This window comes from Polaribacter glomeratus (genome assembly GCF_002954665.1).
Lineage (GTDB): Bacteria > Bacteroidota > Bacteroidia > Flavobacteriales > Flavobacteriaceae > Polaribacter > Polaribacter glomeratus.
In genome coordinates this window covers 1271678-1288250 of record NZ_MSCM01000002.1, presented here as the reverse complement: position 1 = coordinate 1288250, position 16573 = coordinate 1271678, and the positions used below count along the sequence as shown (strand labels likewise).

At 29.9% G+C, this 16573-nt stretch carries 15 protein-coding genes; 9 read left to right on the top strand and 6 right to left on the bottom strand.

Annotated elements, in window-relative coordinates:
• Positions 1-71 precede the first annotated feature (71 nt).
• From rlmN to BTO16_RS15705, 3 genes are all read right to left on the bottom strand, one after another.
• A complete protein-coding gene (gene rlmN, locus BTO16_RS15715) occupies positions 72-1109 on the bottom strand; it encodes a 23S rRNA (adenine(2503)-C(2))-methyltransferase RlmN (protein ID WP_105022595.1) in 1038 nt (345 codons plus the stop codon).
• Between the two features lie 239 nt (positions 1110-1348).
• Positions 1349-2398 (bottom strand): tRNA preQ1(34) S-adenosylmethionine ribosyltransferase-isomerase QueA, encoded by a 1050-nt coding sequence (queA, locus tag BTO16_RS15710; protein WP_105022594.1) that lies wholly within the window; start codon positions 2396-2398, stop codon positions 1349-1351.
• Between the two features lie 74 nt (positions 2399-2472).
• On the bottom strand, positions 2473-3702 hold the full coding sequence (locus BTO16_RS15705; RefSeq protein WP_105022593.1) for a 3-phosphoshikimate 1-carboxyvinyltransferase: 1230 nt from the start codon (positions 3700-3702) through the stop codon (positions 2473-2475).
• Between the two features lie 55 nt (positions 3703-3757).
• Here BTO16_RS15705 and BTO16_RS15700 point away from each other — a divergent pair, with 55 nt between their 5' ends.
• Positions 3758-6865, top strand: coding sequence for a WD40/YVTN/BNR-like repeat-containing protein (locus BTO16_RS15700; protein ID WP_105022592.1), 3108 nt, complete (start codon positions 3758-3760; stop codon positions 6863-6865).
• 445 nt (positions 6866-7310) lie between these two features.
• Positions 7311-8129: a CHRD domain-containing protein gene (locus BTO16_RS15695; protein WP_105022591.1), complete on the top strand. Its 819-nt coding sequence runs from the start codon at positions 7311-7313 to the stop codon at positions 8127-8129.
• A 220-nt stretch (positions 8130-8349) separates the two neighbouring features.
• Here BTO16_RS15695 and BTO16_RS15690 read toward each other — a convergent pair whose 3' ends face one another.
• Positions 8350-8631: a hypothetical protein gene (locus tag BTO16_RS15690; protein ID WP_245892131.1), complete on the bottom strand. Its 282-nt coding sequence runs from the start codon at positions 8629-8631 to the stop codon at positions 8350-8352.
• Complete coding sequence (locus BTO16_RS15685; protein WP_105022590.1) at positions 8631-8957, bottom strand: nucleotide pyrophosphohydrolase; 327 nt, start codon at positions 8955-8957, stop codon at positions 8631-8633. The genes BTO16_RS15690 and BTO16_RS15685 overlap by 1 nt, the downstream gene beginning before the upstream one ends.
• A gap of 388 nt (positions 8958-9345) precedes the next feature.
• On the opposite strand from BTO16_RS15685, the gene BTO16_RS15680 reads away from it, so the two are divergent.
• The 7 genes from BTO16_RS15680 to BTO16_RS15650 all read left to right on the top strand — a co-directional run bounded on the left by BTO16_RS15680 (position 9346) and on the right by BTO16_RS15650 (position 15181).
• Positions 9346-11427: a PAS domain-containing sensor histidine kinase gene (locus BTO16_RS15680; protein ID WP_170064479.1), complete on the top strand. Its 2082-nt coding sequence runs from the start codon at positions 9346-9348 to the stop codon at positions 11425-11427.
• Between the two features lie 9 nt (positions 11428-11436).
• Complete coding sequence (locus BTO16_RS15675) at positions 11437-11841, top strand: response regulator (protein ID WP_105022588.1); 405 nt, start codon at positions 11437-11439, stop codon at positions 11839-11841.
• 539 nt (positions 11842-12380) lie between these two features.
• Positions 12381-12953: an RNA polymerase sigma factor gene (locus BTO16_RS15670; protein ID WP_105022587.1), complete on the top strand. Its 573-nt coding sequence runs from the start codon at positions 12381-12383 to the stop codon at positions 12951-12953.
• Between the two features lie 3 nt (positions 12954-12956).
• Positions 12957-13139, top strand: a complete 183-nt coding sequence (locus BTO16_RS15665; RefSeq protein ID WP_105022586.1) for a hypothetical protein — start codon at positions 12957-12959, stop codon at positions 13137-13139.
• Positions 13140-13163: 24 nt separating this feature from the next.
• A complete protein-coding gene (locus BTO16_RS15660) occupies positions 13164-14009 on the top strand; it encodes a mechanosensitive ion channel family protein (RefSeq protein WP_105022585.1) in 846 nt (281 codons plus the stop codon).
• Between the two features lie 136 nt (positions 14010-14145).
• The gene (locus BTO16_RS15655; RefSeq protein WP_105022584.1) at positions 14146-14967 is read left to right on the top strand and encodes a head GIN domain-containing protein; all 822 of its coding nucleotides are present in this window, start codon (positions 14146-14148) and stop codon (positions 14965-14967) included.
• A 4-nt stretch (positions 14968-14971) separates the two neighbouring features.
• Complete coding sequence (locus tag BTO16_RS15650; protein WP_105022583.1) at positions 14972-15181, top strand: lipopolysaccharide assembly protein LapA domain-containing protein; 210 nt, start codon at positions 14972-14974, stop codon at positions 15179-15181.
• Positions 15182-15406: 225 nt separating this feature from the next.
• On the opposite strand, the gene BTO16_RS15645 is transcribed toward BTO16_RS15650, so the two are convergent.
• A complete protein-coding gene (locus tag BTO16_RS15645) occupies positions 15407-16501 on the bottom strand; it encodes an OmpA family protein (RefSeq protein ID WP_146105420.1) in 1095 nt (364 codons plus the stop codon).
• Positions 16502-16573 lie beyond the last annotated feature (72 nt).

Below are 16573 nucleotides of genomic sequence, written 5' to 3'. Positions count from 1 at the left end.
TTATGTTGCAAAAATACTAAATATAACTAAAACCTTACCCATTCTAGGAACTCGTAAAGTCTAAAAATTTGTTAAGTTTTATTCGCCAATTGTCCGCACGCAGCGTCAATATCTTTACCTCTACTTTTTCTTACGTTTACAGTAATATCATTCATTTCTAAATTAGAAATATAATTATTTATAGCTGATGAACTTGCTTGCTGAAATTCGCCATCATCAATAGGGTTGTATTCTATTAAATTAACTTTACAAGGCACCGCTTTACAAAAATCTACCAATGCAATGATGTCTTCTCTTTTATCATTAATCCCTTCCCAAACAATATATTCGTAAGTAATTGCTCGTTTTGTTTTTTCGTACCAATATTCTAAAGACTCTTTTAAATCTTTTAAAGGAAAATTCGTATTAAAAGGCATTATAGAGGTTCTAACCTCATCTATAGCTGAATGTAAGGAAACTGCTAAATGGAATTTAACGTCTTCATCTGCCATCATTTTTATCATTTTTGGCACACCAGAAGTAGAAACAGTTATTCTTTTTGACGACATGTTTAAGCCTTCTGGAGAAGTAATCATTTCGATGGATTTCAGCACGTTTTTATAGTTCATTAAGGGCTCGCCCATTCCCATAAAAACAATATTTGTTAATTTACGATTGTGATATAATCTACTTTGTTTGTCTATAATTACCACCTGATCGTAAATTTCATCCGGATTTAGATTACGCATCCTTTTTAAACGAGAAGTTGCACAAAACTTACAATCTAAACTACAACCTACTTGACTAGAAACACACGCTGTTGTTCTTTTTTTGGTTGGAATTAAAACGGATTCTACTACAAAACCATCGTGTAATTTAATGCCGTTTTTGATCGTACCATCTGCACTTTTTTGCATAGAATCTACCTTAATATGATTGATTACAAAATTTGCTTCTAACATTTCTCTGGTTTCTTTAGAAATGTTGGTCATGTCTTCGAAAGTATGCAAAGACTTGCTCCAAAGCCATTCATAAACTTGATTTCCACGAAAAGATTTATCGCCATTTTCTACAAAAAAATCGCGTAATTGTTCTTTAGTTAAGGCTCTAATGTCTTTCTTGTTATCCAAAATATTACTTTAAAGTTTTAAAAAATTGAAGATTTATTTCTACAAAAATACGCATATAATTTGAGCTTATGAGTGTCTTTTATAAGTACCTCTGCGTTAGCGATTGTAATGAAAATCCTTTTGTGAGGTACAAACAAAAGATTGTAATGGAAAGCGCGCCCTTTTTAGGGAACGCCCAAAACAAAAAAAAACTGACAATTATAAACTGTCAGTTTTTAAATTTTAAATAGTAAAGTTACCTATATAATTAGCATTGCATCTCCATATGTAGAGAATTTATAACCTTCTTTAATGGCAACTTTGTAAGCATCCATTAAAAAATCGTATCCTGCAAATGCAGCAGACATCATCATTAATGTAGATTTTGGTGGATGAAAATTTGTAATCATGCTGTTTGCGATGCTAAAATCATACGGAGGAAAAACAAATTTATTTGTCCATCCTTCATACGCATTTAATTCTTGTTTAGAAGAAACTGATGATTCAACCGTTCTCATTACCGTTGTACCAACTGCACAAATTCTTCTTTTATCAATTTTTGCTTGGTTAATTTTTGTAACGGCTGCGGCAGGAATCACAATTTGCTCAGAATCTACTTTGTGTTTCGATAAATCTTCTACTTCTACAGCACTAAAAGTTCCTAAACCAACATGTAATGTCATCTCTGCAAAATCAATTCCTTTAATTTCTAATCGCTTTAATAAGTGTTTAGAAAAATGCAAACCAGCGGTTGGTGCAGCAACTGCGCCTTCATGTTTTGCATAAATTGTTTGATAACGTTCGTCATCTATTGGTTCTACTTCTCTATTAAGCGTTTTTGGCAAAGGAGTTTGCCCTAATTCTAGTAATTTTTCTCTAAAAGCTTCGTAACTTCCGTCGTATAAAAAACGTAAAGTTCTACCTCTAGATGTAGTGTTGTCTATAACTTCTGCAACTAAACTATCGTCATCTCCAAAAAATAATTTGTTTCCGATTCTAATTTTTCTTGCCGGATCTACCAAAACATCCCACAATCTATTTTCTGCATTTAGTTCTCTAAGTAAGAAAACCTCAATTCTTGCGCCAGTTTTTTCTTTGTTTCCAAACATTCTTGCAGGGAAAACTTTTGTATTGTTTAACATCATTACGTCACCTTCTTCAAAGTAATCAATAACGTCTTTAAACATTTTATGTTCTATAGTTTGGTCTTTTCTATTTAACACCATTAAACGAGATTCATCTCTATGTTCTGCAGGATATACTGCATACAATTCTTCTGGCAATTCAAAATCAAATTGTGATAATTTCATATGTATATTTAGCTATAAAAGAGGCAAATATACGATATCGGAATAGGCGTTGTCAAGTGTTTGGCACTTTATATTTATAGTTTATCTATTTTAATGCCAATTTGTTGCATATCATCCCAAAATTTTTGGTATGATTTGGTAACAACCTCCGCATTTAAAATTTTGATAGGAACTCTTAAAGCCAAAGGTGCAAAAGCCATCGCCATTCTATGATCATTGTAGGTTTTTATAGCAATATTTTTAATAATTGCGGATGATTTATCTAAATGCAAACTTACATCTGTTACAGAAATCGTAGCTCCTAATTTTGTTAACTCGTCATTTAAAGCAATTAATCTGTCTGTTTCTTTAATTTTTAGCGTGTGTAAACCAGTTAAATTACAAGCAACACCTTCTGCAAAACAAGTTACAGCAATGGTTTGTGCAATATCTGGCGCATTTTTTAAATCGATTTCTAAAATTTCTTTAGTACTTGCTTTTACTTTTTTTAGGCTAATGGAATTCTCGCTAAAAGTAGTTTCTACTCCAAAGTGCTCATAGATTTCTGCCAAACAAGAATCGCCTTGTAAACTTTCTTTTTTATAGGCTGATAAATTAATTTCTGAACCAACATCCGCCAAAGCAATAATTGAATAAAAATAACTTGCCGAGCTCCAATCGGATTCTACAACAACCGTTTGTTTTTGTATTTCTTTCTTCGGATAAACCTTTATGGTATTCCCTTCAAAAGAATTCTTAATTTCTAATTGCGTTAACAAACTCAACGTCATATTTATATAAGGTACAGAAGTAATTTTACCAATCAATTCTATTTCTAATCCATTTTCTAGTTTAGAGGCAATCAGCAATAATGAAGATATATATTGACTACTTACATTCCCGTTAATTTGAACTTTTTCTGTAGTAATTTTTGTTCCTTGAATTCTAATTGGCGGATACCCAACTTTGTCTTGGTAACTAATAGTTGCACCTAAATCTTTTAGTGCATTTACCAAGATTTCTATAGGTCTATTTTGCATTCTTTCAGAACCTGTTAAAACAGTTTCTCTACCTTCATTTGCAGCAAAATAGGATGTTAAAAAACGCATTGCTGTACCTGCATGACCAATATCTACAATTTCATCGCTTGTAGAAAGTGCGTGTTGCATGTGCACAGAATCATCTGAATCTGATAAGTTTTCGATAACAATTTCTGGAAATAGTTTTTGTAAAATCAGCAATCTATTCGATTCGCTTTTAGAACCAGAAATGGTAATATTTTCGTTTATTCTTTTATCCGCTAAAACATTTAACAATATGTCCATTCTAAAACCTAATTTTAATTCTTATTTTTAACCTCCAAACTTACAACGAACCAACATGAAAAAAATTCTTTTACTGGTAATTTGCATTTTTTTATCTGCGAATGTCAAAGTTACTGCACAAAAAAAACTTACCAAAGTTTCTGACGAATATTTTAGTGCTGTAAAATGGCGAAATATTGGTCCTTTTAGAGGCGGAAGAAGTGCCACTGTAACTGGCGTTGCTAATAAAACTAACTTATTTTATATGGGTTCTACCGGTGGTGGAGTCTGGAAAACTACCGATGCTGGTAATACTTGGCAGAATATTTCTGATGACTTTTTTGGCGGTTCTGTGGGTGCCGTTGCCGTTTCTGAAGCTGACAATAATGTAATTTATGTTGGAATGGGAGAAAAAACAGTTCGTGGAAATGTTTCGTCTGGCGACGGAATTTGGAAATCTGAAAATGCGGGTAAAACATGGAAACATATGGGTTTAAAAACCTCAAGACATATTCCTAGAATGAGAATTCATCCAAAAAATGCGGATATTGTTTTTGCAGCAGTTTTAGGAGATTTATACAAACCACCTCAAGAAAGAGGTGTTTATAAGTCTGTTGACGGTGGAGAAAATTGGAAAAAAGTGTTGTTTTCTGATGAAAATTCTGGCGCAATAGATTTAATTATCGATCCTAACAACCCAAGAATTTTATACGCTACCACTTGGGATGTTAGAAGAACTCCGTACAGTTTATCTTCTGGTGGAAAAGGCTCTGCAATGTGGAAAAGTATAGACGAAGGTGAAACTTGGACCAATATTTCTAAAAACAAAGGGTTACCAAATGGCATTTGGGGAATAAGCGGTGTAACCGTTTCGCCCGTAAATTCTGATATCATTTGGGCTATAATTGAAAACGAAAAAGGTGGTGTTTACAAATCTACGGATGCTGGAAAAACTTGGACACTTATTAATTCTGAAAGAAAATTACGTCAAAGAGCTTGGTATTACACACGTATTTATGCAGACACGCAAGACCAAGATATTTTTTATGTTTTAAATGTAAATTACCACAAATCTACGGATGGCGGAAAAACGTATAAAACGTATAATGCACCACATGGAGATCATCATGATTTATGGATTGCGCCAGAAGACAACCAAAGAATGATTATTGGTGATGATGGTGGTGCTCAAGTTTCTTTTGATGCAGGCGAAAATTGGAGTACAATGAACAATCAACCAACTTCGCAGTTTTATAGAGTTGCTACAGACAATCATTTTCCGTACAGAATTTTAGCGGCGCAACAAGACAATTCTACCATTCGGATTTCTCATAGAACTTCTGGAAGTTATATTACAAATTCTGATTGGCAAGAAACTGCCGGTGGCGAAAGTGCTCATATTGCTGTAGATCCATTAAACGATGAGATTGTTTATGGAGGTAGTTATGGTGGATTATTAACTAGGATGAATCACAAAACAAATGAAACTCGTGCCATAAACGTTTGGCCGGACGACCCGATGGGCCACGGTGCAGAAGATTTTAAATATCGTTTTCAGTGGAATTTTCCAATTTTCTTTTCACCAAATAATAAAAAGAAATTATATGCGGCTTCTAATCATTTGCATATTACAGAAAACGAGGGGCAATCTTGGGCAGTTATTAGTCCGGATTTAACAAGAAACGACCCAAAAACATTAGGTCCTTCTGGCGGCCCTATTACAAAGGACAACACAGGTGTTGAATATTACGGAACTATTTTTGCCGCAACAGAATCTGCTCTAGAACCTGGTTTAATTTGGACGGGTTCTGATGATGGATTGGTGCATATCAGCAAAAATAATGGTACCACTTGGGACAATGTAACGCCTAAAAACATGCCAGAATGGATGATGATTAATTGTATTGAGGTAAATCCGTTTACAAAAGGTAGCGCATATATTGTTGGTACAAAATACAAAACGGGCGATTACAAACCCTATATTTACAGAACAGAAAATTATGGTAAAACTTGGACAGAAATTACAAACGGAATTGCAAATGAAGACTTTACACGTGCGTTAAGAGCAGATCTAAAGAGAAAAGGGTTGTTATATGCGGGTACAGAAAGAGGTATGTATGTTTCTTTTGATGACGGTGAAAACTGGCAAAATTTTCAGCAAAACTTACCAATTGTTCCAATTACGGATTTAGCTATTAAAAACGATAATTTAATTGCGGCAACACAAGGTCGTTCACTTTGGATTATTGACGATTTAACGCCTTTACATCAGCTAAACGAAGCAACTTTAAAGAAAGAAATAGTTCTATACAAACCAAAAGATGCGTATAATCTATCTGGCGGAAACGGAAAAACTTCTAAAACTGCAGGAACAAATCATGCAGGCGGAGTTGCTGTAAATTATTTTATCAAAAAAGTAAGTGAAAAGGATTCTATTTCAATTTCGTTCTTTGATTTAAATGGTGTTCTTATCAAAAAATATGCTTCAAAACCTGACAAAGAAAAAGAGGAAGAAGAGTTAAAATTAGAAGACGGAAACAATATTTTTAATTGGGACATGACGTATCCTGGGGCAGAAAAAGTAGAAGAAATGATTTTATGGTGGGCGTCTTTAGACGGGCCAATGGCTTTACCTGGCAATTATAAAGTTGAATTGGCAGTTAACGGAAAGAAAGAAACTCAACTTTTCACTATCATAAAAAACCCTATTTCTGAGGCTTCTGAAAGTGAAATGAAAGCACAGTTTGATTTCATAAATGACATCAACACTAAGATGACAGAGATTCATAAAGGCTTAAAAAATATACAAAAAGTAAAAAGTCAGGTGGATGTTTTAAAGAAAGCGATTAAAGACAAAGAAACTCATAAAGCATTATTAGATTTTGCCGATACTTTGCTTAAAGACATGACAAAAATTGAGGAAACTTTATATCAAACAAAATCTAAAAGTGGGCAAGACCCTTTAAATTTCCCTATTCGATTAAACAATAAATTAGCACATTTAAATTCGCTTACAAGTATTGGCAACTTCGCTCCTACTCAACAAGCAATTGATTTTAAAAGCGAGATTGTTGCAGAAATTGATATTGAATTAAAGAAATTGTATTCGTTATTTGACAATAGCGTAAAAGAACTGAATCAAAAAGTAAAAGAAAGTACCATTGATTTGATTCAAATAGACTAGATAAAGATGGGTTATTTGCACAGGTAAATTTTTCAATTATATAAAAAATGATTTTTTTTCCTTCTTAAAGTTGGATTAGAATCATTTTTTTTTGGTGCTTTTTTAAAAAAAAAAGCTATAAAATTCTATTTCCAAAATCTTAAAAAAAACATAAAGTTTTTAACTTTAAATTTATACTCATAGATAAATATCAGCGAACTAAAACGATCACTTAAATACCTAACTAATTACAGATAAATGAATTAAAAATAATCTCCAGCTTAATTACTTTAGTTTTTTCTGTGTATTAGAATCTTTACTTTCCAAATCACAGAAATAAATATTCCATGGAATATACTTTTATTGTTTAAGTTTTATTACTTTTGTCTCAACAAAAAAACAAGAAGTCTGAATATGTCGAAAAAAGACTATAAGATAGAAGTAGACACAATTTAATAATTCAATTATGAAGAAAATTTTATTTTTAATGCTAAGTATCAGTTTATTTATGGTTAGTTGTAACAGCAACGATGATACTGAATCAAAAATGTTAGTAGAATCTTTTACTGTTAGTTTAGATAATGCCAATTCTATACCAATGGTAATGGGCAGAGCAGAAACAGGAACAATTGAAATGAATCTATATGATGACAATTCATTAATGTTTACATTAACAGTAAATAACCTTTCTACCACAGATGCTTTAGTTGCAGCTCATGTGCATACAGGAGACGTTGTTTCTACAGGAGGCGTTGCTATTACCTTAGTTGATGGAACAAACATTGCTTTTTCTGGAAACAAAGCTTCAGGAACATTACAATTAACTGCAGAACAAACTGCTACTTTAAAAGGTAGCGATGTATATGTAAATGTACACTCAACTCAAAGCCCTGCTGGACTTTTAAGAGGTCAAATAGATGTAACTGTAGACAATGCTTATAACGTAATGTTATCGCCTGCAAATGAAATTCCTGCGGTAACGGGAAGAAATGAAACAGGAACTGCTTATGTTAGACTTGTAGGTACAAAAATGTTTTACAAAGTTGTTGTAAACAATTTAGACCCTACGGATGCAATTGCTGCTGGTCATATTCATAGCGGAGCTTCAACTGTAAATGGTGGAGTTTTATTGAACTTAGAAATGACAAACAATGCTCAATTAAACATTACTAAAAGTTTAACCCTAAGTGCAGAAAACGTAACGAAAGTTAATACTGATGCATTATATGTAAACATCCATTCTACAAAGGTAGCTTCTGGTTTATTACGTGGTCAAATTAGATAATAAAATTTCACAGGTATAAAAAATCCATCGCCAAAAGCGATGGATTTTTACTTTAAAAGAACCTTAAAAGTATCTTTATCTATTCTTCTATGAGCGCTATTCTCTTACTTATAATTTAAATCTAGTTTTTATTTAGTTTTCTAGTTTTTGATAAAGATCACAGGCATTTTTTTGTTAATTACATGGTCCATTTAATTGGTTACGTATCTAAACAGGTGCTTTACTTCATTTTTTTATTAGTTACATACAAGGCATAAAAAGCACTAAAAAATAATTTAAAACCAAAGAAATCTTCCCATTTGCCGTCATTGAAGTTAACTTGAGCAACAGCTGCAAAATCGCCTGCAAAAATTTCTCTCCAACTATTCATCAGCAAAGAAATTAGGGTAACAATTATAAAAAAAGGAACCGCCACTTTTACAAAGTTTTGCCAAAAAAGTTTGGTCTGTAATCTTGCAAAAACAATCTTTGCCCCTGCTGTAAAATTTTGAATAAAACTCATTATTTTAATTTTTGGTTATTTTGATGGCGATCGTGATCGCGTTTTGTTTTAATATCTAATTTTTTTTCAAAAGCATCTTGTAAATTAATTCCGGTTTGATTTGCCAAACACAAAACAACAAACACAACATCTGCCAATTCTTCTCCTAAATCTTTATTTTTATCCGATTCTTTTTCACTTTGCTCGCCATAACGTCTTGCAATAATTCGGGCAACTTCACCAACCTCTTCTGTTAATTGTGCCATATTTGTTAACTCGTTAAAATAACGAACTCCATGGTTTTTAATCCAATCATCTACTTGTATTTGCGCATTTTCTATGTTCATTATTCTCTTATTAAGGTATTGAAAATTTAAAAAAATCAAAGATAAAGTATCTTAATTTAATGGGTTTGATTCTCAATTTTAAAATAAAAATTATCCAGCATAAAATGGCATCAAAAAGAAATAACTAAGTGACAAAAAAACAAATATTTTATTCAAAAACTATTCGTTTATTACTATTTTTATTTTCAATATGAATCAGCTACCAAAAATTATTATTTAAAAAAATACAATTTCATTAAATATTAATTTATATTTACAGGTAGTACGTTTTAAAAATATATAACGAGTACTCATTTTATATAGTAAATATTATAATTTTAGTTTAAATCCAAATCCCCCTTGAAAATTGGTAAAAAACAAATACAAAGTACTAGTTATATTTTTTATTTTGATCATTATCTGTAATCAGGTACTAATTAATAATGCTATTTCGCAACAAGGTAATGATGTAGAAACTATAAATATTGCGGGTAAACAGAGAATGTATAGCCAGCAGATTACTAAAATAGCGTTCTATTCTAATAAAATAAGAAACACTTCTTCTTACATTGAAAACATTGAAGCTTTAAAAAAAATAATGCACCGTTTTAAAAAAGCGGATACTTACCTAAAGCAAAAAAACAAAACAACCTACAATAATGAATCTATAAATATTCTTTTTGAAAAAAATATTCTTTATTTTAATGAAATCATTAATTCCTTCAACAATTTAGCAGAAAACCCAGAAAATGAAGTATTTTTTAATCGCTTTATAGCAACAGTTAAAAAAAACGAAGCACCTTTTTTAACAACTATGGATGCTATCGTAAATGAATATCAAAAAATTTCTGAAGATCGATTAAACTTTTTAAAAAAGATGGAATACTTTTTTATCACGTTTACCTCTTTTTCACTTCTAGGTATCGTCTTTTTTATGTTTTTACCAATTTTTAGAAAAAACAAAGAACTTACATCCTTAAATTCAAATTTAGAGCGATTTAAACAAACAATAAAACAAAAAGAAGAAGCTACAAAAAGAGTTGAGGAAATTTTAGACAGAACAAACTCTGTAGCAAGAATTGGTACTTGGGAAGTAGATTTTATAAATCAAAAAGTTTTATGGAGTAAAGTTACCAAAGAAATTCATGACACAGATATAACCTTTATTCCGTCTATAGCAACTGGCATTGACTTCTACAAAGAGGGTTATAGTAGAGATAAAATTACAACTGTAATCGAAAATTCGATTACAAACAATACTTCTTGGGACGAAGAACTACAAATAGTTACTACAAAAGGAAAAACTATTTGGGTAAGAGCAATAGGTAAACCTGAATTTAAAGATGATAAGTGTGTGCGTTTGTACGGAACTTTCCAAGACATTAATACGGTTAAAATAGCACAAATTGAATTAAATAAAGTGAATGAAGAGCTGAATGCTATTTTTGACTCGGGTACTATTTCAATTATAAGAACAGATATAAATGGATTAATTACCTATTTTAATGAAGGTGCAGAATTATTATTAGGATATAAAAGTAAAGAATTAATTAATAAAGAAACTCCTATTATATTTCACGACAAAGAAGAAGTTTTAGAAAGAGGTGAAGAACTTTCTAAAGAATTTAAAGAAGAAATTAAAGGCTTTGATGTATTTACTAAATTAACAAAAGAAAACAGAAAAGAATCTAGCAAATGGAAATATATTAGAAAAAACGGAACCTTCTTATATGTACAACTAAGTATCAATGCCGTAAAGGATAGCTTTGGTACTATTATCGCTTTTATTTGGGTTGGTACAGATATTACAGAAGTTACGGAACAGAACAACCAATTGGCAAATTTTGCGCAAATAGCCTCACATAATTTAAGAGCACCTATTAGTAATTTAAATTCATTACTAGATTTATATGATATTTCTGAGACACAAGAAGAAAAAGATTTTACGTTCGATAAATTTAGAACCGTAATTGATCATTTATCTGAAACGCTGCATACTTTAATAGAAGCAATTAAAATAAGAGCAAAAACAGAGTCTGAAATAGAAGTTAAACCATTGTATTTTAAAGAAATGCTTCAGAAAATAGATGAAAGTTTATCCAAAGATATTAGCAAACTAAATGGCATAATAACTTCGGATTTTTCTGCTATTGATACCATAAACTACAACGAACCTTATTTAGAAAATATTATTAGTAACCTAATTAGTAATTCTTTGCGCTATTCATCGCCAGAAAGAACACCAAAAATAGAATTTAAAACAACCTTAAAAGAAGGTAAAGTTCAACTATTAGTTACAGATAACGGCCTTGGTATAGACTTAAAAAAACACGCACATAGGCTTTTTGGACTTAATCAAGTTTTTCATAGACACAAAGATTCGCAAGGTGTTGGTTTGTATATTATAAAAAATCAAATTGAATCTTTAAAAGGTACTATTTCTTGCATTAGTGAAGTAGATAAAGGAACCACCTTTGTAATAACATTTTAAAATAAAATTATGCTACAAAATCAAAGTATCTGTATTATAGACGATGATGAAGTTTATAAATTCTTTATGCAAAGGATATTAAAAATAAAGAAACTAACAGAAAATATAATTACTTTTCCTGATGGTGAAGAAGCTTATAATTTTATAAATGAAAACAAGCAAAACCCAGAAAAACTGCCAGATCTTATTTTTTTAGATATTAATATGCCCATTATGAATGGGTTTCAGTTTATGGAAGAATACACAAAATTGGCACCCCAAATTGCCAAAAAGATAATCATTTATATGGTTACTTCGTCAATTGACCCTGTAGATTTAGAACGATCAAAAAACTTTAAGGAAATTTCAGATTTTGTAACAAAACCAATAACCGCAGAAGTTTTACAAAAAATTGTCGATTCTTTAAAAGTGTAAATTATTATAGTTTTTGGTTGTTTTATTAAAGCATTGTAATTTTATATTTAAATAAAATTGCTTCTTAAAAATAAGTTAAGATTCATTTTTAGACTAATTATCAAACACAAGATTATTATCATAAACTTCTGTTTTTAGAGTAATTAAAAACTAAAACAATCATGACAACCTCATTAACTTTTTATTGTAAAGTAAGGTATAGGTTAATTATAGTCCGTTTTTATTTGATTTTTAAATCTATCATTTACCTATTATTGTAGCTATTTTAATTTTAAAAGACTAAATTTAAGACAGCCTTTTTAGAAGTTTCTTTTAATGCCTTTGATTGCTATATCGAGCTAAAAAGGCTACCCTTTAAAAAACTTTATCAATTAAAAAATAGATGAATGTAGTTTCTTATACGAGTAATCTGTTCAAAATATTTTAAAATAATTCATCCTGTTTTCTAAAAAACAGCAGAAAACCTATGTTATTAATTAAATTTAAAGTGACTTTTTATTAAAAACACAGTCAAACAATTGTAACTAATTTTTAAACCCTTGAAAAATAAAAATGCGTTCCACGATTTAACAGACGAGGAGCTTGTGCAACAAATAAATGAAACTAAAAATGACTTACTCTTTGGAGTTTTGTACGAGAGATACTCGAACATCGTTTATAATAAATGTTATGGTTTTACAAAAACAAATGCAGAAGCTAAAGATTTGGCGCAAGACGTTTTTGTAAAATTGTATCAAAAATCATCAACTTTTCAAGGTAAATCAAAATTCTCTACATGGATGTATTCCTTAACTTATAATATGTGTGTAGATTATGTAAATAAAAATGTGATAAAAACAGTTAGTTCTAATGAGATGGAACTTGAAGACTTGAATGCTTTTCAAGAAGAAACAGAAGATTATTCTCTTTTTCAAATGAGAGAAAATTTACTAAAGCTTGCATTAGAGATTATAGCACCAGAAGATAAAATGATACTATTATTAAAATACCAAGACGATTTTTCTATAAAAGATATTATGGATATTTTAGAAATTAACGAAAGTGCTGTAAAGATGAGGCTTAAAAGAGCAAAAGCAAGAATAATAATAGCCTACAATAATTTAAAAGACTAAGTAATGGAAGAACAGAACCCATTTAAAAAAATTGCACATCCGCCTCAAGAAACGCCAAGCGATTTTAAAGTAAAAGTCATGTCTGAGATTGCAAGAATAAAATTGTTTCAAGAAGTGGCAAATTTGTTTATGTTCAATTATCCAAAAGCAGCGAAGACCTTTTTTGAAAAAAAGAAGAAAGAATAATCAATAAATTTAAAAGTAACAAAAATGGAAACAATTAGTGATATTAAAAATTTAACAATGACGTCGTTAAACCAAATGGCGCATAACATTGCAGAAGCTGCACCAAAAGTGCTTTTTGCAATATTAATATTAATGATTGGTTGGATACTTACAAAATTAGTAACCTTTCTTTTAAAACGAGCTTTAAAGTTTTCTAAGGTTGATAAATTAACAGAAGTCATCAACGAAAAAAATTTATTTGGCAAAACAGATTTAAAATTTAATGTTACTTCTGTAATTGTTGGTTTTGTAAAATGGGTGCTTTTTTTAGTTTTTTTAATTATAGCTTCAGATATAATGAACTGGGAGATTGTATCTATAGAAATAGGTAAATTATTAAGTTATTTACCTAAATTATTTAGCGCAATTACCTTATTTATGATTGGTTTATACATTGCTAATTTTATCAAAAAAACAATTAAAGGTTTGTTTGAATCTTTTGATTTACAAGGAGGTTCAATTATTAGCAGCTTCGTGTTTTATATAATTATTGTTACAATTACAGTTACGGCAATGAATCAAGCTGGTGTTAACACAGACTTAATTACAAACAATCTTACATTAATTTTAGGCGGCTTATTAACAACTGTTGTAATTGGGTTTGGTTTAGGCTCTAAAGACATTATTAACAGTTTACTTTTTTCATTTTACTCTAAACGCAATTTCGAAATAGGACAATTAATTACTATTGGCGATATCTCTGGTAAAATTATTTCTATAGATAATATTTGCTTAAGTGTTCAAGTTTCAAATGGCGATGAAATTGTAATACCTATTAAGGAGGTTGTTAGCAAAATAGTAATAAAGAAAAAAGAAAAAAATACTAATTAAAAAGGATTTTCTAAAGCGTTTAGTTTAAATTTTATCAATTATAATTAAAACAAATACTTTTAAAGTACGAGAAAAATAAGATCACAAATAATAATAATAATAATAATAATCACTTTTTTAACATAAAATTTAAACAATGAAAACAATAACAATAGCAGTATTACTATTACTTTCTGTAACAATAACTGCACAGAAAAAACAAAAAATTAAAGGAAATAAAGATGTAGTTGAAGTTTACAAAGACTTAGACAGCTACACAGAATTAGAGGTAACAGATGGATTAGAAGTATCCTTAATGCAAACAAACTCTGAAGGGTATCGTTTAAAAACAGACTCGAATTTAGCAGAAGTTATTCGTTTTGAGGTTTTTAACGGAAAATTAAAAATCTCAACAACCAGCAATATTGTATCAAGCAAAAAATTAGAAATTTATGTAACCTTTTTATCACTTAATAAAGTTACTATTGGTCAAAATGCTAAAATTAAAGGTCAAAATAATTTAAAATTAGAGGATGTAGAATTGATAAGTTTAGATGGTTCTGATTTTGATTTAGATATTAAATCGAATAATTTAAGGCTACAAATGAATGGTAACGCTAAGGGAGATTTAAAATTAAATAGTAAAGAAACTACTATGACTTTAAACGACAACGCTAATTTAAAAGGAAGTATTTCTACAGATAATTTTAATTTAGCATTGAACAAACGATCAGATATGAGTATTAAAGGTAGCAGCGACAATTTAAACCTTGTTACTACAGGTTCTTCGGATATTGATGCAAGAAAATTAAAGACTACGAGTGCAGTTATTAATGCTTCCGATTCTTCCAAAATACGTGTAAATGCAAGCAAAGATTTAAATATCTATGCAAAAGGTAAAAGTGATATTTATGTTTATGGAAACCCAGAAATTAAAGTTGAAGGTTTAAACGATAAATCGCAAATTATAAAAAAGTAATTCTATGAAGTTTAAAACTGTATTGGCAATTGTATTTGCTACCGTTATCGTAATATTTTCAATACAAAATGTTGAAGTTACCGATGTTAAGTTTTTATTCTGGAAATTAACAATGTCTAGAGTACTTATTATACTTGGTAGTTTTGCGATTGGAGTAATTGTTGGTATTTTGGCATCTATAAAGAAACCTGTAACAAAAAAGATTGGCAATTAAGTTTACTTAATTTTTTATACAAAAAGACCTAAACTTACATCAAGTTTAGGTCTTTTTGCTTTATGAGCCACCTTTAAAAGAACAATAAATAGTTGCTAAAATCTAGTGAAAATAGTTTGTAAAACAAATTAATAACTTTAAATTTCGCTAAATTCATCCAAAGAAAGAAGGCTAAAAAATTAAATAATTTCGTAGCCTTCTTTTAAATTAAATATGTGTCGATTATTATCTAACTATTATAGAAATTTCAACTCTTCTTGCTTTATCAGCTTTTGCATTGTAATCTATACCGTGGTATTCTGTTAAAATTCTTAATGGATTAACACCTTTTAAAATCAATGCTTTTTTCACAGATTCTGTTCGCATCATTGATAAATTTTCGTTGTACAACGCTGCACCTTTATTACTAGCAAATCCTTTGACAACGAGATCTATATTATTATTTTTAGTAAGAATTTCATTTAATTCATCAATTATTTTAGTGCTTTGGTCGTTTAAAACTTTAGAGTTATTAGAAAAATAAATGTCTTTAGTAAATCCTTTGTATTTATTTATTAAATTTTTATCCACAACAGGTTGTGCAACTTCTTTTAAAGCTAATTCTTTCTTTAATTCTTCAATTCTGTTTTCTAAAGTCTTAAAATCTTTAGTATAATCTGCCTCTTTAAAGTTTTTAACTAAAACAGTAAGGCTATCTAATTGTTTTTTTAGCGCTAAATTTTCTTTGTTTTCAGTTGGTATTTGCTCCTTAATAATTGTTGACACTGGCACTATCTCTGCCTTGGTTACAGCTGGCACTATTTTTGTTTTAGTTACCACTGGCATTATTTCTGTTTTAGTAATAAGTTGAGTTGATGGCACAATAACAGTAAGGTCACTTTTGGTTTTAATTGCCAATTGACTGATAAGATCTCTAAGCTGATTGATGTCTTGCTTAATGCTATTTAGTTCTCTTTGATTTAAACTATTCGTATTATTAATTGCTGCTGAACTCGAGATTGTGCTGTTTTTAGCAGTTTCATACTCTTTTATTTGCGCTTCTAATAAAACAATTTGCTTTTTTAAATACGCTACTTCTAAAATGCTTTTATCTAAAGTGCTAATTTTGGTGTTTGCTGTATTAGCTTTATTTGAAGAAACGCTAGTTGTATAGTTTTTTTTGAGTTCTCTCAATGTATTCGCTAAAGAGATAATATCATCTTCACTCATCACAATTAAACTTTCAGAATTATCTACCTCTACTTGTTGTGCGTTAGTTGTAATTCCCGATAGTGATAAAAAAAGCAATAATAGAATTGTAAGGTGGTTATTAGTTTTCAATTTTCTTGTGTTTTATAGTTACTTAATTATTTGACTGTAAAAAGACTTAAAAGTCACTTTATAAAATATTTT

What these genes read in the sequence shown, in the direction of transcription:
- BTO16_RS15685 (WP_105022590.1), bottom strand. Translation starts at nt 8,957, where the DNA reads ATGAACATAGAAAATGCGCAAATACAAGTAGATGATTGGATTAAAAAC.
- BTO16_RS15690 (WP_245892131.1), bottom strand. Translation starts at nt 8,631, where the DNA reads ATGAGTTTTATTCAAAATTTTACAGCAGGGGCAAAGATTGTTTTTGCA.
- BTO16_RS15705 (WP_105022593.1), bottom strand. Translation starts at nt 3,702, where the DNA reads ATGGACATATTGTTAAATGTTTTAGCGGATAAAAGAATAAACGAAAAT.
- BTO16_RS15665 (WP_105022586.1), top strand. Translation starts at nt 12,957, where the DNA reads ATGGAAGAACAGAACCCATTTAAAAAAATTGCACATCCGCCTCAAGAA.
- BTO16_RS15700 (WP_105022592.1), top strand. Translation starts at nt 3,758, where the DNA reads ATGAAAAAAATTCTTTTACTGGTAATTTGCATTTTTTTATCTGCGAAT.
- BTO16_RS15655 (WP_105022584.1), top strand. Translation starts at nt 14,146, where the DNA reads ATGAAAACAATAACAATAGCAGTATTACTATTACTTTCTGTAACAATA.
- BTO16_RS15675 (WP_105022588.1), top strand. Translation starts at nt 11,437, where the DNA reads ATGCTACAAAATCAAAGTATCTGTATTATAGACGATGATGAAGTTTAT.
- BTO16_RS15650 (WP_105022583.1), top strand. Translation starts at nt 14,972, where the DNA reads ATGAAGTTTAAAACTGTATTGGCAATTGTATTTGCTACCGTTATCGTA.
- BTO16_RS15660 (WP_105022585.1), top strand. Translation starts at nt 13,164, where the DNA reads ATGGAAACAATTAGTGATATTAAAAATTTAACAATGACGTCGTTAAAC.
- queA (WP_105022594.1), bottom strand. Translation starts at nt 2,398, where the DNA reads ATGAAATTATCACAATTTGATTTTGAATTGCCAGAAGAATTGTATGCA.
- BTO16_RS15695 (WP_105022591.1), top strand. Translation starts at nt 7,311, where the DNA reads ATGAAGAAAATTTTATTTTTAATGCTAAGTATCAGTTTATTTATGGTT.